Source organism: candidate division KSB1 bacterium (genome assembly GCA_022562085.1).
Classification (GTDB): domain Bacteria; phylum Zhuqueibacterota; class Zhuqueibacteria; order Oceanimicrobiales; family Oceanimicrobiaceae; genus Oceanimicrobium.
The window spans coordinates 1-20,874 of the sequence record JADFPY010000044.1 but is presented as its reverse complement, the minus strand read 5'-3'; the positions used below and the strand labels follow the sequence as shown (position 1 = coordinate 20,874).

Sequence of the window (20,874 nt, the reverse complement as noted above, 5' to 3'; positions counted from 1 at the left end):
CAACTCTTTCAATTCTTCCCATTTAAAGGCATCTTCAGTACCTCCAATTTTGACAGTCATCTCAAAGAGGATTGTCAAATGAATTATTAAACATTCAGCCGTTTCCGTTCGATTGATCTAATAGAGAGAATCTCAAAAAGGAAATGGCAAGATGTTTAGAAAATCTGTTCGAACAATTGGTTTAGTATTTTTTATATTGAGTTCGGCTCTTTTTGCTGAGGGTTCTGAGCAGGGCTCGAGTCCGGAACCGCCGGGAAAATTTAATGCAAGCAGGTTCCACAGGGGTCTTACGGAACTGAGTATCTGGAGCGGCTACTCATTTGCCTCGATGTCCGGGAAATTCCTGGCAATTACCCCGGGACGTCAATTTGCCATTGTAGGGTTGCAGTACGGCAGAATTTTGGCAGCCGGAGATAACGTTGCTTTGGCCTACACCTTTGACGTGATTCCAATGGCAATGGTGACGAATAATCCGCAAACTGAAGTTACCGGCGAGGGCATCTTTTCTACAGAACAGGTGCGAACAACATCCGTTTACGGTTTTGGACTTGCACCGATTGGCTTGAAATTCTATTTTTTGCAGGCAAGGCGGCTTAAGTTTTTTGCCAACACCAGCGGTGGCTTTCTGACCTTTCTCAACGAAGTTCCGGTTGAGAATGCACGCAAATTTAATTTTACCTTCGATTTTGGACTTGGCATGCAAATCACCACCGGCTCACGCTGGGCTTTGACGCTCGGTTATAAACTCCACCACTTGTCCAATGCTGAAACCGCCCACTCCAACCCGGGTTTGGATTCGAGTGTGTTTTATTTGGGGGTGTCGAGTTTTAGGTAGGGAGTTATTTAGTGTGCCAAGTTGTTCTCATACATGATTATCAGTTGACAACTGATGCCCCTCTAAATAGCGCTCTATCGATTGTAAATTTTGGGATGCGTAGGGTGAAAAAATGAACTTGTAAGCCCAAGAAACCAGTTCCCCTTTGGTTTTACAATTACGCCCAAAAGAACTGAATAATATTTAATTGCTTTTCCAGTCTTTATTTAATTTTCAATTTCAACTTTGCGACTTCTGTTTTAAGGTTCTTAATTTCATTTTTGACTACTAAATCCTGTTTTTTTTCGAGTTCTTTTTTTAGTGAGTATTTTTTTTCTGCCTTTTCCAATATCTGGATTATGTTTATTAGTAAAGCTTTTCTTCGTTCCTCCAATTCCTCTTTGATTGGTATTTGAACTAATTCGCCTTTTTTTTCTTTGGATGGTAATAGTATGAAATTAGATGGAGCAATATCTTGATCGATAGATTTGTACTCGGACTTCCTAGAAAACAATATTTCACATAACATCAATGTTTCTTTATGAAGAGACGCCAAATCTATTTCTTCACCGATGGCCAAATGTACACGAGTCTTAAGTTCTCGTATTTTTACCAGTACTTTTTCTGAATCTAGTTGTGGCAAAGTATCCCTTGACTGGAAAATAACTGAAGTTCTTTAAATTCTCTACAATTTTCAATGTACTCTTATAATTGGGTCTGTTTTGGAGAGCCTATCGGACTTTCTAACTTTGAGGTTAACCATATTTATAAAACCTGTTCCTGATTAGTGAACTCTGGCCCCGGCCCGGGTCTTCGTCGGTCCCGCCATAGTAATTTCAAATCTGGCCTGATAACAAACCCCTCATTATCGCCGCGACGGCAAGACCGGAATAGTTTCCAACCGCGTAGCCCAGGAGCCCCGCTGCTACTCCAGGCAGAAAACGATCCGTATACCCCCTCGCGCCGGCCAGGGCCATGGCTGATGCCGGTCCGCCGATATTCGCCTGCGAAGCGACGGCAAGTGTTCCCGCGTCGATTCGTAAGAGGCGGCCCACACCGAAAATCACAATGCCATGCAGCGCTACGGTTCCTGCCGCAAAATAAAAAACCGCAGGACCGACCTTGATGATATTTGCAACGACGGATTGAGCGCCATTACTGGACAGAAAAAGGAGTAGAAGATAATTCCCAAACATTGCACTTCCGGACAATCTTTTCATGGCAGGGATTTGAGCAATAGCGAGAACAATTGTCGTGAGCCACAGTACCTTAGGCAAAAAAGGCACCCAGGAACCCAAAATGTCCGCAAACAGAACACACCCCATGGCCAAAGCAACCATGGCCGCTATATGTAAGAGCGGTATCTGACGACCACTCGTGTACAGTGACTGCGACAGGCTGAGTTTTTCTGCCTCCTCAGAAGCAGACCTGTCTTCAACTATGTCAGTATTGTTGTCCCCCTTTCCTCCGAGGAGTATTGGAGCAGCCAGGCAGGCAATCAGCCAAAGTGCCGTTACCAGAACATCGGCTGCGATTGCTGCGGCAAACAAATCGCTGCTCGTACCCAATGCCTGTCCGACCGCCGCGAAATTCATACCGCCGCCGGTGTAGGTAGCGGTGAATTGGCCTGACAACTTCCAGGTTTCCGAGCCGATCCCATTGAACAGCAAAGAGGCCATGATCGCTGATCCAATTGCGGTGCCAACAGCGCCGATAGCAAAAGCTTTCAGCATCACCGGCCCTGCTTTTCGGATCGAGCGGACGTCAACGCTCAATAAGATAAGAACAACGGCCGCACTAACTCCGGGCCCGGCCAAAAAATCATAGGCCGGAGACTTGTCCGGCAGCAAGCCGGCATTGGCAAGTACCATCCCGAAGAGTATTCCGACCATGGCTGCACCAAGCTTCCGAAAGAGGCTGTAGTTTTGTTCGAGCCAAAGTGAAATGAAAACAACCGCCGCCAGGATAGCAAGGATAGCTGCCGGGTTGACGATCATTTGTCCTCATCTGTTTTGCTAATGACCAAGCTGAACATCCAAGTAAATTGTAAATAAAATTGTGACTCAGTTTGTGGTAATTGACTGAGTGGATTAAAGAATGTATGGGATCAATTTCTGGTTTTCAAGAAAAATAATAGTTGATTGAGGGCTGCGATAGTTGTCGCTCCTATAATTTTTCGAAATTTTTTCATCAAATGTTAAGTTTTTAAAACAATTGCCGATACTTTCTTATAATAATGCAACGTTTCCAATAAATATTGGTTAAGGGAGAAAAATATGGCCATACAAGATCTGAATAAAATTGCCGGGCAACAACAAAACAAGCAAATCCTCTACAACATTAACAAAGTCAACAAGCAAATAGGCATTCACCAAAACAGGCTCGCCACAGGTAAAAAGAACAATTCCGCTGAAGAGGACGCGGCCGGCTTTGTGATTGGTCACTCTTTACAGGCCAGAAACCGCGGGCTTGCTGCCGCCATGAACAACATCGGAGATGCGCGGGTTTCTTTATCAGTAGCTGAAGGCGGCGCGATCAATGTACTTGACATCCTTGAAACCATGAAAACCAAAGCTATACAAGCAGCCAATGGCACTCTAAGTGATGCAGACCGGGCAGCTATTAATAACGAAATATCCGCACTCGCAGACGAAATTGACGATGTCGTTGATGAAACCACGTTTAATGATATTGAACTGCTCGCCGGCACCGACTTGTCTGTTCAGTCCGGCGCTGAAACCACCGACACCGAAAGCGTTGAAGTCAGTTCTAGCGACCATCATTCGTCTGAGCTGGGCGTCTCTGAGGTCGATGTTTCATCATCTGAGAATGCAAGCGCTTCCATGGCCAGTATTGAAAGCGCCATTGCAACCGTGAAATCTACGGTTTCTTCTTTAGGCTCTTACCAAACTCGTTTTGCCCACAAAGAAAACAGTCTCGCTCGGGCCATTACCAATACAGAAGCCGCCAGAAGCAGAATTATGGACGCTGATTTTGCCAAAGAAAAAATGGCAGAAATGAAAGAGAAGATTAAACAAAATACCATTAACGCTGTGAATGCACAGGCACAGTTGTCCGCACAAAGTGTGCTAAAATTACTTCTATAATATTATTTTTATACCAATATAGTGTAGTAATATAAGGCCACGTGCCACACAAGTTTCTTTTTATTCATGTCTAGACCTCGTCCGGGTTGACGATCATTTGTCGCTTCCAGTATTTTGTTATTGACTCCCATAGCGAGCTGGGCGAATAATCATTTATGTGCGGCTTCGCCGGGCTAGAGTTTGCTCTAAATTGTTAATGATCGGGGCCCCGCCTGGGGCAACGATTCGGCCAGCTTTGTAGGGAACTAATCCCTTTCATTACCGCTTTTGTAAACAGTATATCTTTCAGAAAGGAATTAGTTTATTGAAACGCTGGCTCTTCGACGACCTTTTGTCTGGAATAAGTGAAGACCGGAACTCTATATTTCTCTGCCAGATCTGCCAGATATTGCTCGTAAGGTTCATTCTCTCGCGAGCCTGATTCCACTATGTTGTTTTTCTTTTGGGCGATGACCAGCCAGTCAATTTCCGGGTGTTTCCCGCGTATTAAAAAACCTCTAAGTGATTTACTGGCATCTCTGTAACCATTCACTGGTAAGAAGTCCTTTGCAGAGCTGATTAATGTGTCAATCCGTTTTTTAGTTTGGTGACAAAGATAGGGTTGCTCTCAGGTCCATTTGACATGATTCCAACTATTCAACGAAGAAAACATTTCCACTCCTATTTCAGAACAATGCTTCTATCTGCATTCATGCAAAATAGCTATACAAATGGATCGAGAACGAAAATTTCTGGCACGGGGATGACGAATTGGTACTCGTTCCTAAGTCTAATTAGTTACTATTAAGAAATTCACGATAATTTGTCATCGCTTAACCCTTTATGTTCAAAACAATGGTACACGTACTAATCATTGTTTTCTTTTTTAACAATTTTTATAGTCTCTTCTTTTTCTGTTTCTAAGGATTCTTTTGCTTTCCTAAGAAACTCAAGAAATAAAGGATGTGGTTTTTCAAAGGAGCTCTGAAATTCTGGATGAAATTGAACTCCAATAAAAAAAGGATGGTCGGGTATTTCTATAGCCTCGACGAGTTTACTATCTGGAGACAGCCCTGAAAAGATCATACCTTTTTTTTCAAATTCTTGGCGGTATTTATTGTTGAATTCGTAACGGTGTCTATGCCGTTCTTTTATCTCATTTTTTTTGTAAATTTTCGCTAATTTACTATTTTCCGTTAGAATACATGGGTAACTTCCTAGTCTAATCGTACCACCAAATTGTTCGGTTCTAATTATTTCTTCTTGTTCTGGCATAATGTGAATTACAGGGTGTGGAGTCTTTGGATCAATCTCTGTGCTATTTGCATTATCTAATCCAATAGTCATTCCAAATTCAACCACGGCCATTTGCATTCCATAGCACAAACCAAGAAAAGGAATTTTATTTAATCTGGCATACCGAATAGCATGGATTTTTCCTTCAGAGCCCCTAGCTCCCCAAGCCTGGGGAACAATAATTCCATGTTGCTTTCCAATTTCCGTATCCAAATTTTCCTGGTTTAGTTTTTCCGAATTAATCCAATTAATTTCATAGTTACATTCAGCCTCAATAGAGGCATGTTTGATGGCTTCTAAAACGCTAATATGTGTATCGCTAAGTGTGTATTCACCAACATTTCGATATTTTTCAATAATTCCAATCCTTAGCGTAGGGGCTTCGAGACTTTTGAGACGATCGAGTCTATTTATCCAATTGTCAAGGTGAGGTCTGGGAACCACACCCAACCCAAGTTTCATTAAAACCTTATCTGGAAACTTTTGTTCTTCAAGCATTAATGGAATTTTGTATATCTCATCAACATCTGGACAAAAAATCACCTCATCTGGGGTCAAATTAGAATTTTGACACAAAGTATTAAATCTGGGTGCGTCTACCGTTTTTTCGGAGCGGGCTACAACAAAGTCGGGAACTATACCAGATTCATTAAGTTTCCGAATAGAAAGTTGAGTTGGTTTTGATTTTAATTCCCCGAGGCTTTTTAGGTATGGGAAATGGCTAACATGAATGTGAACAGTTCGTCCAGGTAACCTTTTTGCCAAAATTCTTGTTGCTTCCAGGAACAAGACCGTTTGATATTCTCCAACCGTACCTCCCAATTCAACAAATGTGAATTCGACACCCTTACTTGCTTCTAAAATTCTCCCAATTATCTCCTCGGGGATATCTGGTACTACCTCTACACATCTTCCTTCATATTTTAATTGCCGCTCTCTTTGAATAACTGTTTGGTATACTTGACCAGTTGTAGTATAATTTTCCTTTCTAAGGGGTTGATTAAGGAAACGTTCGTAGGTTCCAATATCCTGGTCAGTTTCGACACCGTCCTCCGTAACGAAGATTTCACCATGCTCGGTGGGATTCATTGTTCCTGCATCAACATTTATATACATGTCACATTTTATGGGAGAAACCGTAAAACCACGAGCCTTTATTAGTAAGGCCAGGGAAGAAGTGATAGTACCTTTGCCAATTCCAGATACCACCCCACCAGAAACAAATATAATTCTATCTTCCGTTTTGCTCATTCTTTATTCCAGAATTATGATTCGGTTAATCTAACTGCACAATTTAGTAAATCTTTAGAAAAAATCAAAAGGACTATTTTTTTTATAGCAACCTTACGAGTCCATTATTCAAATTGCTTAGATTAATTAATGAATAAGTCGAAAAGGAATATGGGCTATCAAAATGATAGGTCTCTATTCAACTGTAACGACGTTTTACTGATTATTCTTCTTCTTTAATCACCCGGGCAACATCTGCAACTTTGGCGTCGGCGTCGAGTTTGATCAAACGGAAACCCTGGGTATTTCGGCCCTGGGTTTTCAAGCGGCTCACGCTTTGTCTCATGACCACCCCTTTATCGGTTATAATCATAATGTCATCTTCATCGACAACCTCTTTCAGGGTCACCATTTCGCCGGTCTTTTCTGTGACTTTGATGGTGAAGACACCTTTGCCGCCGCGGTGGCTGACCCGGTACTCTTTCAAGTCAGTGCGCTTGCCAAGTCCTTTTTCTGTTACAACTAAAACCGTGCCCTCTCGCTTGATGACCACCATCCCGACGACATAATCATCCTTGCCAATTTTAATGCCCCTGACGCCGGAGGCCGTCCGGCCCATGTCGCGAACCTCCTTTTCATGGAAACGGATCGACATCCCTTTGCGCGTCCCGAGCAAGATGTCGTGATTTCCATTCGACAGCATAGCATCGATTAGGTCGTCACCTTCCCTGATACCGATGGCGTTAATTCCGCCCTTGCGCGGCTTGCTGTATGCCGCCAGCGAGGTTTTTTTCACGATGCCATACTTGGTCGCCATGACCAGAAATAACCCCGGGTCAAATTCCTTGATGGAAATGAAAGCGGCTATGCCCTCCTCTTTCGAAAGTTGCAGCAAATTCACAATAGCCCGGCCCTTAGTTGCGCGGCCAGCTTGTGGAATCTCGTGGACTTTCAGCCAATGACACCGGCCCTTGGTGGTGAAAAAGAGCATATACTGGTGCGTGGAAGCAATAAACAGATGCTCGACAAAATCTTCTTCGCGGGTTGAGGCGGCGGTCATGCCCCGGCCGCCGCGTAATTGTTGGCGATAAGTAGTAACCGGAATTCTTTTTATAAAGCCGGCGTGAGAAATCGTGATCACCATATCTTCTTCGGCGATCATGTCCTCGATGGAGAATTCCTCGGTTACCCGGATGATTTCCGTTCTCCTGTCGTCCCCATATTTTTCCTTGATTTCGAGCAGCTCTTCCTCGATCAACTGCATCCTCTTCTCTTTGCTGGCGAGCAGAGATTTCAGCTGCTCCATGATTTTGATAACCTCAAGGTATTCATCTTCAATTTTTTTCCGCTCAAGACCGGTCAGCCTCTGCAGGCGCATATCTAAAATCGCCTGGGCCTGGATCTCGGAAAGCTTGAACTCTTTCATTAACCCCTCTTTGGCGGCTTCGGGGTTTTTGGATTTTTTAATTAACTCGACTATTTTATCAATGTTATCGAGGCAAATCTTCAGCCCTTCAAGAATGTGGGCGCGTTTTTCCGCTTTTTTAAGCTCGAATTGCGTACGCCTGACCACGACCTCGTGACGAAATTCGATAAAATACACAAGCATTTCTTTGAGATTAAGAACCCTCGGAGCGCCTTTAACCAGGGCCAGCAGATTCACCCCAAAAGTAGTTTGCATCTGCGTGTGCTTAAAAAGCTGGTTGAGAATAATTTCCGCCGGTGCGTCCCGTTTCAACTCGATGAACATGCGCATGCCGTCCCGGTCGGATTCATCGCGAATGTCGGAAATGCCCTCGATTTTACGTTCCCGAACCAGCTCAGCGATTTTTTCCATCAACCTGGCTTTGTTGACTTGATAGGGAAGCTCGCTGACGATAATATTTTCGCGGTCGTTTTTGGCGATTTCAATGTTGGCGCGTGCGCGTATCACAACCCGGCCACGGCCGGTCCGGTAGGCCTCGTCGATTCCGACGTCGCCATAAATAATCCCTGCGGTCGGGAAGTCCGGGCCTTTAATGTGAGCCATCAAAGACTCGACCGGCAAATCCGGTTTGGCAATCAGGGCCACCAGCGCGTCAATTACCTCCCTTAAATTGTGCGGCGGGATATTAGTAGCCATGCCGACCGCAATTCCCGAAGAACCATTGACCAGCAAATTAGGAAGCACCGAGGGCATGACCGTCGGTTCTTTTAGAGTCTCATCGAAGTTCGGAACAAAGTCGACCGTCTCTTTGTCTAAATCGCGCAGGACTTCCTGGGCGATCCTTGCCATGCGCGCTTCCGTGTACCGCATTGCCGCGGGGGAATCGCCGTCAACGGAACCGAAATTGCCCTGTCCGTCTACCAAGGGATAACGCAGGGAAAAATCCTGAACCATACGAACCATGCTGTCATAAACCGCTGTGTCGCCGTGGGGGTGGTATTTTCCCAAAACTTCGCCCACGATTCTGGCGCTTTTCTTGTAAGCTGAGCCCGGGCGCAAACCGAGCTCGGACATTCCGTAGAGCACCCGCCGGTGCACCGGTTTCAATCCGTCCCGAACATCCGGAAGCGCTCTCGACACGATCACCGACATCGAATAATCGAGGTATGAATTCTGCATCTCCGTTTCTATTAAAACAGGAACGACCCGGTCTCGTTGGTTCATATTTTATTTTTGCTCCCTAATTACTCAAAAAATAGATTATAAAAGTGGCGTACAATAAAATCAAAGTAAGCCTTAAAACAAGTATGGTTTTTCTTTTTTCCGGTAAATACTCGTCAATGAATTCGGCATCGGCACCGGTTATCATTTCTGCAGAAAACACATTTAACAATTGCGGCGAATTTAACCCCCGGGGGTCTCTTTTATCTCGATCCTTCGGGCTATAATGGAGGAAAGGAAATTATATGATTTTCCAATTAAAAACCAAAGAAGAGCAACGACAGGAATTGTCAATATGAAGGAAAGATCGTTTGTCATTTCAACTTATTACTTGCTTCGGTAAAGTTCCAATCGACGCCTGCCATCACCTTGGCAACTGATATATCTTCCTCTATATCAGGCAGCAAGCTGTTTCAGCTAGAGGATCACTTACATCTCGGTCTATCATTCGCATCCGTCGTCCTTGCTAAACTATTTGAAAGAAGACAAATATAATCTAATATATCTTCTTTAACTTTCTCCACTCATACACCAAACTTTAACACCTGAAAACACAAACACGCAAACACTTTTAAACATCCAAATTCTTCACATACTGTGCGTTCTCTTCGATAAATTTTCGGCGCGGCTCCACATTCTCCCCCATCAACGTTGAGAAGATATGATCCGCCGTTATTACCTCTTCGATGGTCACTTGTAAATTGGTTCGCTGCTCCGGATCCATCGTTGTCTGCCATAACTGGTCCGGGTTCATCTCACCAAGACCCTTATAGCGCTGGATCGTAGCGCCGTTGGTCCCCATTCGTTTCAGGATAAGGTCTCTCTCTTCGTCATCATAAACATAGTGTTCTTCTTTACCTTTCTTTATTTTATACAGTGGCGGCTGGGCAATATAAACATGCCCCCTGTCAATAAGGCTGCGCATGTAGCGAAAAAAGAAAGTTAGCAGAAGAGTGCGAATATGAGATCCGTCGACATCGGCATCCGTCATAATGATTATTTTATGATAGCGTAGTTTGTCCGGGTCGAAATCCTCAGCGCCGATTCCGGTGCCCAGCGCTGAGATAATCGTACGGATTTCATCATTAGAAAGAATCTTGTCGATGCGGGCCTTCTCAACGTTGATAATTTTGCCTTTTAGCGGCAAGATGGCCTGAAAGCGCCTATCCCGCCCCTGCTTTGCCGAGCCGCCCGCCGAATCGCCCTCAACGAGGAAAACTTCACACTGGGCCGGATCCTGAATTGAGCAGTCGGCTAACTTTCCGGGCAGCGATCCGCCGTCGAGTGCGCTCTTTCTGCGGGTGAGCTCCCGGGCTTTGCGCGCAGCTTCCCGGGACCGGGCTGCGGTTAACGATTTCTCTATAATCTTCTTGCCAACAGGCGGATTCTCTTCTAAAAAAGTAGCAAGCTTATCACCAAAAATGGATTCTACCACGCCCTTAACTTCGCTGTTACCCAGTTTGGTTTTGGTCTGGCCTTCGAATTGCGGTTCCATCACTTTTGCGCTAATCACCGCGGTCAACCCTTCTCGAACATCCTCACCCGTAAAGGTAAAATCCTCTTTTTTTAATAAATTGTTTTTCTGCGCGTAGTTGTTTAAAGTACGAGTGAGTGCGGCCTTAAATCCGACTAAATGAGTTCCCCCTTCGATTGTGTTAATATCATTTACATAAGAGAAAATGTTTTCGATATAAGAGTCATTGTATTGGATGGCAATTTCAACGGAGACATCATCTCTTTCGCCGCTCACTAAAATTGGTTTTTTATGCAGGGGCGTGCGGTTTTCATTTAAATAATCGATAAATTCAGTAAGGCCGCCCTCATACATAAACGTATGCTTCTTGCCCGAGTCCTCATCAGAAATGTTAATTTCCAGACCCTTGTTTAAAAAGGCCAGCTCGCGCATGCGCTCTGCGAGGATATCAAAGCTCAGTTCCACTTTTTGAAAAATGCTTTTGTCGGGAAAGAACGTCGTTTTGGTTCCGGTGGCTTTACGTTTGCCGATAACTTCCACATCTGTCTCCGGAATTCCGATTTTGTATCTTTGAAAATAGATCTGGCCATCTCGGCAGACTTCGACCTCACACCATTCAGACAGCGCATTCACGACCGAAACACCAACGCCGTGAAGTCCACCCGAAACTTTGTAGCTGCTTTTATCGAATTTAGCGCCGGCGTGCAAAACGGTCATGACCACCTCGAGGGCCGGCCGTTTTTCCGTCGGATGAATATCGACGGGAATTCCACGACCATCATCGGCCACTGTGACGCTGCCATCTTTGTTCAGAGTCACTTTAATTGTGCTGCAATATCCCGCCATAACCTCGTCGATGCTGTTGTCAACTACCTCATAAACCAAATGATTCAAACCACGCGTGGAAATGTCGCCAATATACATCGCCGGGCGTTTTCGGACAGCCTCAAGGCCCTTGAGCACCTGAATCTGTTCTGCGGTATACTTCTCCTGGCTCTTTGTTTCTTGCTTTTTCTCTTCAGCCATTTTTAATTCACCTTTTAAATAAACCGAACTTCCTTAATGATCCCCCTGCCAACGGTTTTGTCTAATTTTATAAGAATTTCCTGCCGCATATAAATCAACTCGTTTCGCCATGAACTGTTTTTTACTTTGACAAACAAAATGCCGTTGACCACCCTTTGAGCTTTAGTAACCTTGCTGACATTTTCACCAACAATTTGGCTCCATTCGTTAATGGCCTGGTGTTCTTTAACCTTCTCCTCAATTCCCATGTTTCTAAGTAGCTTGGTAATAGAGTGGCCAAGCATTTTTGGTTTTTTAGTTGTTCTTGTACTCAATATTCCCGCTCTCTATGTAAAATTCAGAGATATTTGAAAATTTTTCGATTTGTCCCCTTTGATTCTCAAAGATGCTTTCTTTAGGGCTGGTCATAAAAATCTGACCCAAATCATTTAGAGAATTAAAAACTTTTTCTTCTCTTAAATTATCCAGCTCGGAATAGCAATCATCCAGCAGCATGATCGGTGTTTCGTCCTGCTTAATTTTCAAGTATCTAAATTCAGCTATTTTCAATGCAACCAGCACGGATTTATGCTCGCCCCTAGATCCGTATTTTCTTAAATCCATTCCGTTGATTTGAAAAATTAAATCATCCCGGTGCGGACCAACCAGAGTCGTCCCTAAAATTCTTTCCTTCTTTTTAACTGAACCTAGAGCATTATAAAAATCTTCTGTCTCACAAAGTTCTTTTTGGCTGGTTACAGTTGATTCTATGAATATCTTTAAAGTGTCCTGAGATTCCGTGTACTTTTTATAGATAGATTGCAGCTTTTCGGAAAACTCATGAATAAATTTGTTTCGCGAATTTATGATTTCACAGCCTACCTCAACCAATCTCTGCGTCCACGGCTGCATCGACATCTCCGACACACCTTGCCCGTCGCGAATCTGTTGCAAAATTCTGTTTCGCTGTTTAATAATTCTGTTGTATTCCTGAAGATTAATGAGGTAAGAAAGGCTGACCTGGGATAAAAAAATATCTATAAATCGGCGGCGCTCCGACGGGCCGCCAGAGGTTATTTTTAATTCATCCGGCGCCATGACGACTATCGGAAATTGGCCAAAAATTTTGGAGTGTTTTGTTAACTTCTTTCGGTCAATACTTATCTCTTTTTTTCCATCCTTTATGTATCTTAAAACTGCTTTCTTCTTAATTTGGTTGTCTAAAGTCAAACTGCCTTCGATTGTAAAAAACGAGCTGTTTTTTTTCACCAATTCCTGATTCTTCGCCACCCGAAAACTTCTACCCAAACAGACAAGATAAATAGCTTCTAAAAAATTCGTTTTACCTTGCGCATTCAGCCCGTAAATTAAGTTTAAATCCGGTGAAAAAACTGCTTGCGTTTCTGTATAATTTCTAAAATTAACAATCGATAGTTTTTCAAGATGCATTCCAAAATATTTCTAATCTTCGTTCAAACGAATGGGCATGAGCAGCATCAAAATATCTTCATTTTCTTTTTGATTAATTGGATAAATAATTCCGGCGCTGATTTGATCTTTAACTTTTAAAATTATTTCATCCGTATCTAAATGTCGCAAAATATCCAATAAATAATTTGCATTATACCCAACATCGAGATCATCGTAATTATAATCAGCATCTATCGTTTCCTCTGCTTCACCGCCGAATTCGATATCCTCAGACTTAATTTTGACATTTCCTTTCGTCATGGAAAATCGGATTTGATGAGTAATTGAGTTTGAAAAAATCGCAACTCGCCGAACCGATGAACTTAGCTGTTCTCTGTTGATGGTAAGCTCTTTGTCATTATCTGCGGGGATCACTCGTTCGTAGTTTGGAAATTGACCGTCGATTCCTTTGCTGAAAATAATCGTCTTATCCAACTCGAAAATTATATGGTCTTCGCTTAAATTAATTTTAATCTCTTTGGTGCCGTTTATATTTTTGGATAATAAATTCAAGGCCTTGGTTGGGATGATTGCTTCCTGCTCTAAATCTGATGAAAAATTCTTATCGATGATCTTCACCAAACGGTGACCGTCTGTCGCGACCATCCGTAATTCATCCGGCATTATCTTGAGATAAACGCCCATCAAAGTCGTCCTTAATTCATCCGTTGAAACAGCAAAAATCGTTTTGTTGATCATACCGTCTAGTTTCTCTGAGTCGATCAAAAAAGAACCTTGACTTTGCTCTACAGAAATTTTTGGGAAGTCGTCTTTGGATTCTCCGGACAATTTGTAAAATCCTTTTTCGGTGTTCAGGACAATTTTATAATCTTCGTCGCAGACAAATTCCATTGGAATCTCCGGAAGTTCGCGAACAATTTCAAAAAGTATTTTTGCGGGAACGGCCACGGCGCCATCGGATTCACCTTGAACTTCTATCCTGGTTGAAATAGAAACCTCGAGATCGGTGCCGGTTAAACTTAACTCATTGCCTTGTAAGTCGAGAAGTATATTGCCTAAAATCGGGATGGTGGTTTTAATCGGCACGACGCCAATTATGTTTTGAATAGCTTGATAAAACGTTTTTTTATTGACTTTGAATTTCATAAAGAGCCTCGAAGTTATTCACTAAAAATGTAATAAAATTATTAATCTTTTTCAAGATCTTTTATTAATTATAATAGTAGAGGGTGTGGATATGTTGATAACTTTATAATAAGAATATGTAAAATTAAAGTTAACAACAACAAAAAAAATTATCATTAACAAAAATTAATGTGAATAAAATGTTATTTTTCTGTTAATAAAGGGGACAAAAATTTAAAAATTAAATTAAGACGCTTTTTTTTAAGGTTATTCAACTTTTTATCCACAGGTTATCAAATTTATTTGTCACTTTATTAACATTTAAAAAAGGTAAAAAAAACTAAACTCCAGCCATTTCAACTTTCCTTTTTATATAGTTTAAATCTTCTCTCATTTTATCATCTTTTTGGGTTTCTTTTTCAATCGTTTGAATGGCGTGGATGACCGTGCTGTGATCCCTGCCTCCGAAATGCAGACCGATTGTCTTTAAAGAACTCTTTGTCATCTCTTTTGAAAGGTACATTGCCAGTTGACGAGCATAAGCTATTTCTTTCTTTCGCGTTTTAGCCCGCAGCATATCCTCGGGTAAATCAAAATGATCGCTCACGATTGTTTGAATGTCTTCAATTTTGATAATTTTACTTTTTCCAAACCCCAAATTTTTCAAAACATTTTTTGCAACATCGAAAGTAATGTCTTGACTGTTTATTGAAGAATAAGCCAACAGTCGGAATAGAGAGCCCTCAAGCTCACGAATATTGGTTGTCACATTTGTGGCGATATACTCAATTATATCTCCGGAAAGATTGACCCCGTTTTCGTCTGCTTTTTGTTGAAGAATGGCAATTCTGGTTTCGAGGTCCGGGGGGTGAATGTCCGTCACTAATCCCCATTGAAATCTTGAAAGTAATCTTTCTTCAATTCCATTTAGTTCTTTCGGCGGCCGGTCTGAAGAAAGGACAATTTGTTTGCCAGAATTATAAAGATCATTAAAAGTATGAAAAAATTCTTCCTGAGTTCTCTCTTTATTTATAAAAAACTGAATATCATCTACTATTAACAGATCAACGTTTCGATAAATGGAACTGAACTCAGTGGTTTTATTTGTCTGGATAGAATTTATAAATTCAATGGTAAATTTTTGGCTATCAACATACAAAACACGTTGAATTTTACCCTCCCTGAGAGCTAAATTTCCAATTGCTTGAATCAGGTGAGTTTTTCCAAGGCCGACACCTCCATAAACAACAAATGGATTAAAAGTAGTTTTTCCGGGCGACTCGGCTACGGCCATTGCCGCGGCTCTTGCAAAATCATTGTTTGCTCCCTCAACAAAGTTTGCAAAAGTATACCGTTCCATTAAGTTGCTTTTTTTGTAATTTTGACCAACCCGGTCTCCATTAATGGATGGAATTGGAATGACCTCGTTATCCGCACCGTTTGCGACAGTGTAGGATAATTTTGCATTTTCTCCCAGGACCTGCAGTAAAGCCTGATTCATCAAAACGTTGTAGTGGCCCTCAATCCACTCACAGAAAAAATGGTTTGGAACCTCTACAAGTAGATTTTTTTCTTCGAGTTTTACCGGATGAATAGGTTTAAACCAAGTTGTAAAACTCTGAGAACCGATGCTATCCTTAATTAAACCCAAAAACTGATCCCAGGCGGCTGAGTGAGAAAGAGACATTTGACCAACCCTCTTTTAAAAGTTGATGAAACAAAAGTTATTTATTAATATGGGTAACCGGTTAAGTTTACATCCCCATCTCCCAACAGACCCTATCAACAAACCAGGTTATCCACAAGATATTCACAACCCGGCTAAGGGCGACTTTGCAAGCAAAAATTAATTGATTTACGACCGCCTTCTGAACAAAATAAAACACAAAAAAGAAAAAAAAGTTCTAAAAAGAAGACACGGTTTCAACAATGAAATGTAAACAATTTATACTTATCAACAACTTATAATAGTGACATAGCCGGCAGGTAGGGTGATTGAAATTTAGCAAAAAGGGCCTTAATGTCAAGCGAAAAAAGTACGGTGTTTGAGGCAATCCGCAAGCCTAAAATTAGCTTGACTTTAACCTAAAAAATTAATATGTTTGAAAGTTTTTGTAGAAACCAAGCCATCATTAGACATTTATTAAGATTTAAAAATGAAAAGAACATTTCAGCCATCCAAGCGTAAGAAGGTTAATAAACACGGGTTTAGGGAAAGAATGAAAACGAAATCCGGGCGTACGGTTCTAAAGTCACGTCGAGCAAAGGGCAGAAAAAGTTTAACCGTAAGTGATAGGTAAATCAATCACTTAGTAGTATTTTCATGAATGAGTTCCGTTTAGATAAACGGAGAATCCTTAGAGGAAGAAACGAATTCAACGAGATTTTCAAGAGCGGTCGCAGGGTAAGCTCCAAGCATTTCTTGTTGCTAACGAAAAGCGCCACAGAGAGTAAGTTTGCGTTCACTGTTTCCAGAAAAATTAGAGGTGCTGTTAAAAGGAACCTTGCCAAAAGAAGGTTGCGAGAAATCTTAAGATTAAATCAAAAGCACCTGCCGGGAAAAAAGCACATCATTCTTCAAGCGAGGCCCGGAATTGAGCGAACCAAATTTGAATTACTGAGCAAGGAGTTCGCCGTGCTTTTAAAAAAAATAAAAACTACCAATTGAAGATGAAGTATCCTGGCATTGCCGCAATAAAAATATACCAATTATTTATTTCTCCCCTCTTTCCATCCTCTTGTCGTTTTTATCCGTCTTGTTCTGAATATACATTACAGTCAATCGAGAAGTTCGGTTTATTTAAGGGTGCCTGGAAAGGTTTTGTACGTTTAGCCAAATGCCACCCATTTCACTCCGGCGGGTATGATCCGGTAAAATAAGGTTATCTAAAAAAATATGCAATTTGATAAAAAGACAATCATGGCCTTTTTAATAATCGGGTTGATCCTGATTGTTCTCCAAACGGATTTTTACCAAAAGCGGTTTTTGCCGCAGTCAAAACCGGTTCCAATGGAACAGCAATCAGAGAGGATGGAATCCCCAACCCAATCGCTAAAAGAGACCCAAGAGAAGAGGACTCCTGTCGTCTCCTCACAAATCGAAAAACAGGAAAATCGAGAAGAGACACCCCAAGATCCGGACTCTAAGTACAGTGCACTTTTAGCCCGGGCCGGTGACGGCGATGATGTCACCGTTGAAACGAATTTATACACAGCGGTCTTTTCGACTCGCGGCGCAAGTCTCAAGTCTTTTGTTCTAAAAAAGTATCTGCGCGAGGATGGCTCATTCGTCGAACTGATCGGTGGCGACGGACAAGGAAACCTCGGGATCTTGCTGCCAACAGAGGAAGACACCTTAGATACGAGTCTATTTCTGTTTTCGGCGGACAAAAAGCGGATCAGGCTGAACGAGAGAAAGCAATCCGATGTTCTCGAGTTTGTTTTAGATCTTGATGAGTATAGGCAAATTAAGAAAACATTTACTTTTTACCAGGACCGTTATGATGTTTCGATGAAAGTCGATCTAAGAAACGTGGGCGACTTAATCGATGGGTTTTCTTACTACCTCACCTGGCGGTCAGGGGTTGAATCGACAGAGCCTGACTTAAAATCCGACATGCAAAACGCGAAGGCTTTTGTGCTGCAAGGGGACAAAGAAGACTTTAACGTTGATGAAAGGTTTGAGCAAAAGCAGTTGGATTATCCGACGGACTGGGTAGCTATCAGAACAAAATATTTTACCGTCGCTGCGGTGCCGCAAGGGGTTAAGGGTCAGGGTGTGAGGTTTTTCGGTGAACTGGTTGAAATACCTAACGAAGAAGCGCCGTGGAAAAAATATGGTTTTGATTTGAAAATGCCTTTTGACGAAAGGCAATCGAAGACGGACAGCTACACTCTGTATTTGGGACCCCTGGATTATGATATCATAAAAGGCTATGGTTTCGAGTTAGAGCAAATTGTAGACCTTGGCCCGTCGATTTTTCGACCCTTCGGAAAATTTATTTTGTGGAGCTTTAGGTTGCTGCACAGCTTCATCCCGAATTATGGCTGGGTCATCGTGATCTTCTCCATACTAATAAAAGTTATGTTGTTCCCCTTGACCAAAAAGAGCTACAAGTCAATGAAAGAGATGCAGGCTCTGCAGCCGATTATGCAGGAGTTAAATGAAAAATATAAAGATAATGCGCAGAAGAAGCAGCAGGAGGTGATGAAGCTTTATAAGGAATATGGGGTGAATCCGCTCGGCGGATGTATCCCGATGATTTTGCAGATGCCCCTTCTGATCGCACTGTTTAATGTGTTCCGTTCTACAATTGAATTACGGGGCGCAGCCTTTATTTGGTGGATAACGGATTTAGCGCGCCCGGATACCGTTGCGATTTTACCGTTTTCAATTCCACTATATGGAAATACGTTTAATGTTTTGCCTTTATTTATGGGCATCACAATGTTCATTCAGCAAAAAATTTCCATGAAAGATCCAAAGCAAAAGGCAATGGTTTATTTAATGCCGATATTTCTTACCCTGATGTTTAACACTTTTCCATCCGGACTCAATTTGTACTATGCTTTGTTCAATCTGTTATCAATTGTTCAGGAAAAGTTGATTCCATATAAAATTAGAACTCCTGAAGAAATGAAAGCCCAGAAAGCCACTCAAAAGAAGACCAAAAAGAAAAGACGGAAGTACGATTACCGGGGCCGATAAAAAAAACCTCGAGTTAAGCCCGGTAGTTTATTAATAGCCTCGCCTTTTGTGCGGGGCTGTTTTGTCTAACTTTGGAAAAAATGACTTTTCAAAATGAGACCATAGCCGCTATTTCAACCCCCGCCGGTTCAGGAGGGATTGCGGTGGTACGGGTAAGCGGCTTGAATGCGATTGCAATCGTCGACAAAGTTTTTCAGGGGAATGTAAAGTTGTCCGAGGCGGAGTCTCACAAAGCGCTTTTGGGTAAAATCGAGCAGCCTTTAGAAAATGACAGCGGTTTTTTGGACGAGGCCCTGGTGACTGTGTTCCGGGCGCCAAACTCATATACTGCCGAAGATATTGTTGAGATTAGCTGCCACGGCGGCCACTTTCTGACCCACCAAATTCTGGAACTAGTGGTGGAACAAGGCGCCCGATTAGCAGAGCCGGGTGAGTTCACTCAACGCGCATACTTGAGTGGTCGTCTGGACCTCTCACAAGCAGAGGCCGTTGCCGATATCATTCGTGCCAAAACCGACTTAAGTTTGAAAGCTGCGCTTTCGCAATTTCAAGGCGCCCTCTCGAAGCGGGTTAAAGAGATGCGGGAAGATCTAATCGAGATTTGCTCACTGCTGGAACTTGAGTTGGATTTTGCTGAAGAGGATGTCGAGTTTGCAAACAAGGATGATGTCGCGAACAGGCTTGCGGAAACCATTAAAAGTATCGAAGATTTTTTGGCAACCTACAAACGAGGAAAAATCCTGCGCGAAGGGGCAAAACTTGTCATCGCGGGCAAACCGAACGTTGGCAAATCGAGTCTGCTCAATGCGCTTTTGAAAGAAGAACGCGCCATCGTTACGGAAACTCCTGGGACAACTCGCGATGTCTTGGAAGAGCAGCTAGACATTCGCGGTGTTTTGTTTCGGGTGGTGGACACAGCTGGTGTGTGCGTCACGAAAGATAAAGTCGAGCAAATTGGCGTTGAGCGCAGTTTGGAACAAATAAAAGAAGCAGATATTCTTCTCTTTCTTTTTGACGGCTCGAGACCCTTGGATCAGCAGGATATGGAGTTGATAAAACACGTGTTGTCCCAACGAAAGAACAACGAACAAAGCGGTCTTGTGGCCGCAATCAATAAGATTGATTTGAAAAAGAGGCTCTCGCGAGAGGAAGTCCAGGAGCGCTTGGGAATCGACGCGGTTTTGGAAATTTCAGCAAAGGAACATTTGGGATTTAAAGAACTCGAAATCGTTTTTCTAAATCAAACGGTTGGCAAGGAAGCTCTGAATGGTGAACCCATTGTGACCAACATTCGACAGAAACAAGCTTTGGGCGCTGCGATTGATTCACTGAGGGCGGCCCAGGCATCCTTGAAAAGAGGGCTTTCCTCCGAGTTTGTTGCCGTGGATTTAAGGCAGGGGCTCGATCGTTTGGGAGAAATTATCGGTGAAGTCACAACCGAAGATATTCTCGGAAACATTTTTTCAAAGTTCTGCATTGGGAAATGATACCGTAGTTGCAAAGCACCAACGGCATAGATGTTTCACGTGAAACATATAAGAAATGAATAGTAAAAAAATCTTTGACAACGCCTACAACGCCTACGACGTCATCGTAGTCGGTGGCGGCCACGCGGGCACCGAAGCTGCTTTGGCGGCCTCGCGCATGGGCGCCAAAACCATACTGCTCACCATGAATCTTTTTACCATTGGACAGATGTCCTGTAATCCCGCAATAGGTGGGTTGGCAAAGGGACAGTTGGTCAAGGAAATCGATGCCCTCGGAGGTGAAATGGCTCTGGTCACAGACCATGCGGGAATTCAGTTTCGTATGCTCAATCGCTCCAAGGGTCCGGCCGTTTGGTCGCCACGGGCCCAATGTGACCGCGCGGTTTATGCCGACCGCGTGCGTCAGGCCTGTGAAAAGCAAAAGAACCTGGATTTACGCCAGGGCATGGGTGTGAGCTTGAAAGTAGAAAATGGCAAGGTTTGTGGCGTTTACACTGAAACCGGCGGTTTGATCGAAGCGAGGTCGGTCATCATAACGGCGGGGACCTTTCTGAACGGCGTCATTCATATT

The 20,874-nt window shown here is 42.8% G+C and carries 18 protein-coding genes; 8 read left to right on the top strand and 10 right to left on the bottom strand.

All coding sequences use genetic code 11. The annotated features are described in order from the left end of the window. Nucleotides 1-151 precede the first annotated feature (151 nt). On the top strand, nt 152-835 hold the full coding sequence (locus IH879_06355; protein MCH7674557.1) for an acyloxyacyl hydrolase: 684 nt from the start codon (nt 152-154) through the stop codon (nt 833-835). 202 nt (nt 836-1,037) lie between these two features. On the opposite strand, the gene IH879_06350 is transcribed toward IH879_06355, so the two are convergent. Both IH879_06350 and IH879_06345 read right to left on the bottom strand, forming a co-directional pair. Further along, entirely contained in the window at nt 1,038-1,457 is a 420-nt protein-coding gene (locus IH879_06350; GenBank protein MCH7674556.1) for a hypothetical protein, read from the bottom strand. Nucleotides 1,458-1,650: 193 nt separating this feature from the next. Next, nucleotides 1,651-2,811 carry a DUF819 family protein gene (locus IH879_06345; protein ID MCH7674555.1) on the bottom strand — a complete coding sequence of 387 codons (1,161 nt, stop codon included), beginning with the start codon at nt 2,809-2,811 and terminating at the stop codon, nt 1,651-1,653. Between the two features lie 279 nt (nt 2,812-3,090). On the opposite strand from IH879_06345, the gene IH879_06340 reads away from it, so the two are divergent. Beyond that, the gene (locus IH879_06340; GenBank protein ID MCH7674554.1) at nt 3,091-3,921 is read left to right on the top strand and encodes a flagellin; all 831 of its coding nucleotides are present in this window, start codon (nt 3,091-3,093) and stop codon (nt 3,919-3,921) included. A 301-nt stretch (nt 3,922-4,222) separates the two neighbouring features. On the opposite strand, the gene IH879_06335 is transcribed toward IH879_06340, so the two are convergent. From IH879_06335 to dnaA, 8 genes are all read right to left on the bottom strand, one after another. Continuing rightward, nucleotides 4,223-4,453: a hypothetical protein gene (locus tag IH879_06335; GenBank protein MCH7674553.1), complete on the bottom strand. Its 231-nt coding sequence runs from the start codon at nt 4,451-4,453 to the stop codon at nt 4,223-4,225. A gap of 314 nt (nt 4,454-4,767) precedes the next feature. Beyond that, entirely contained in the window at nt 4,768-6,447 is a 1,680-nt protein-coding gene (locus tag IH879_06330; GenBank protein MCH7674552.1) for a CTP synthase, read from the bottom strand. Nucleotides 6,448-6,649: 202 nt separating this feature from the next. Then, nucleotides 6,650-9,076, bottom strand: a complete 2,427-nt coding sequence (gene gyrA, locus IH879_06325; protein ID MCH7674551.1) for a DNA gyrase subunit A — start codon at nt 9,074-9,076, stop codon at nt 6,650-6,652. 568 nt (nt 9,077-9,644) lie between these two features. Next, nucleotides 9,645-11,573, bottom strand: a complete 1,929-nt coding sequence (gene gyrB / locus IH879_06320) for a DNA topoisomerase (ATP-hydrolyzing) subunit B (GenBank protein MCH7674550.1) — start codon at nt 11,571-11,573, stop codon at nt 9,645-9,647. Between the two features lie 14 nt (nt 11,574-11,587). Further along, nucleotides 11,588-11,857 carry a DUF721 domain-containing protein gene (locus IH879_06315; GenBank protein ID MCH7674549.1) on the bottom strand — a complete coding sequence of 90 codons (270 nt, stop codon included), beginning with the start codon at nt 11,855-11,857 and terminating at the stop codon, nt 11,588-11,590. A gap of 10 nt (nt 11,858-11,867) precedes the next feature. Then, a complete protein-coding gene (gene recF / locus IH879_06310) occupies nt 11,868-13,001 on the bottom strand; it encodes a DNA replication/repair protein RecF (protein MCH7674548.1) in 1,134 nt (377 codons plus the stop codon). 12 nt (nt 13,002-13,013) lie between these two features. Next, a complete protein-coding gene (gene dnaN, locus IH879_06305; protein ID MCH7674547.1) occupies nt 13,014-14,129 on the bottom strand; it encodes a DNA polymerase III subunit beta in 1,116 nt (371 codons plus the stop codon). A gap of 319 nt (nt 14,130-14,448) precedes the next feature. Beyond that, complete coding sequence (gene dnaA, locus IH879_06300; protein MCH7674546.1) at nt 14,449-15,795, bottom strand: chromosomal replication initiator protein DnaA; 1,347 nt, start codon at nt 15,793-15,795, stop codon at nt 14,449-14,451. Between the two features lie 469 nt (nt 15,796-16,264). Here dnaA and rpmH point away from each other — a divergent pair, with 469 nt between their 5' ends. The 6 genes from rpmH to IH879_06270 form a co-directional block, all read left to right on the top strand. Next, nucleotides 16,265-16,408, top strand: a complete 144-nt coding sequence (rpmH, locus tag IH879_06295; protein MCH7674545.1) for a 50S ribosomal protein L34 — start codon at nt 16,265-16,267, stop codon at nt 16,406-16,408. 23 nt (nt 16,409-16,431) lie between these two features. Beyond that, complete coding sequence (gene rnpA / locus IH879_06290) at nt 16,432-16,776, top strand: ribonuclease P protein component (GenBank protein ID MCH7674544.1); 345 nt, start codon at nt 16,432-16,434, stop codon at nt 16,774-16,776. A 2-nt stretch (nt 16,777-16,778) separates the two neighbouring features. After that, a complete protein-coding gene (gene yidD / locus IH879_06285; protein MCH7674543.1) occupies nt 16,779-16,988 on the top strand; it encodes a membrane protein insertion efficiency factor YidD in 210 nt (69 codons plus the stop codon). 40 nt (nt 16,989-17,028) lie between these two features. Further along, nucleotides 17,029-18,816 (top strand): membrane protein insertase YidC, encoded by a 1,788-nt coding sequence (yidC, locus tag IH879_06280; GenBank protein MCH7674542.1) that lies wholly within the window; start codon nt 17,029-17,031, stop codon nt 18,814-18,816. An 80-nt stretch (nt 18,817-18,896) separates the two neighbouring features. Then, nucleotides 18,897-20,303 carry a tRNA uridine-5-carboxymethylaminomethyl(34) synthesis GTPase MnmE gene (gene mnmE / locus IH879_06275; GenBank protein ID MCH7674541.1) on the top strand — a complete coding sequence of 469 codons (1,407 nt, stop codon included), beginning with the start codon at nt 18,897-18,899 and terminating at the stop codon, nt 20,301-20,303. Nucleotides 20,304-20,358: 55 nt separating this feature from the next. Next, nucleotides 20,359-20,874, top strand: a 516-nt coding sequence (locus tag IH879_06270; GenBank protein MCH7674540.1) for an FAD-dependent oxidoreductase, incomplete at its 3' end; no start/stop codon positions are given.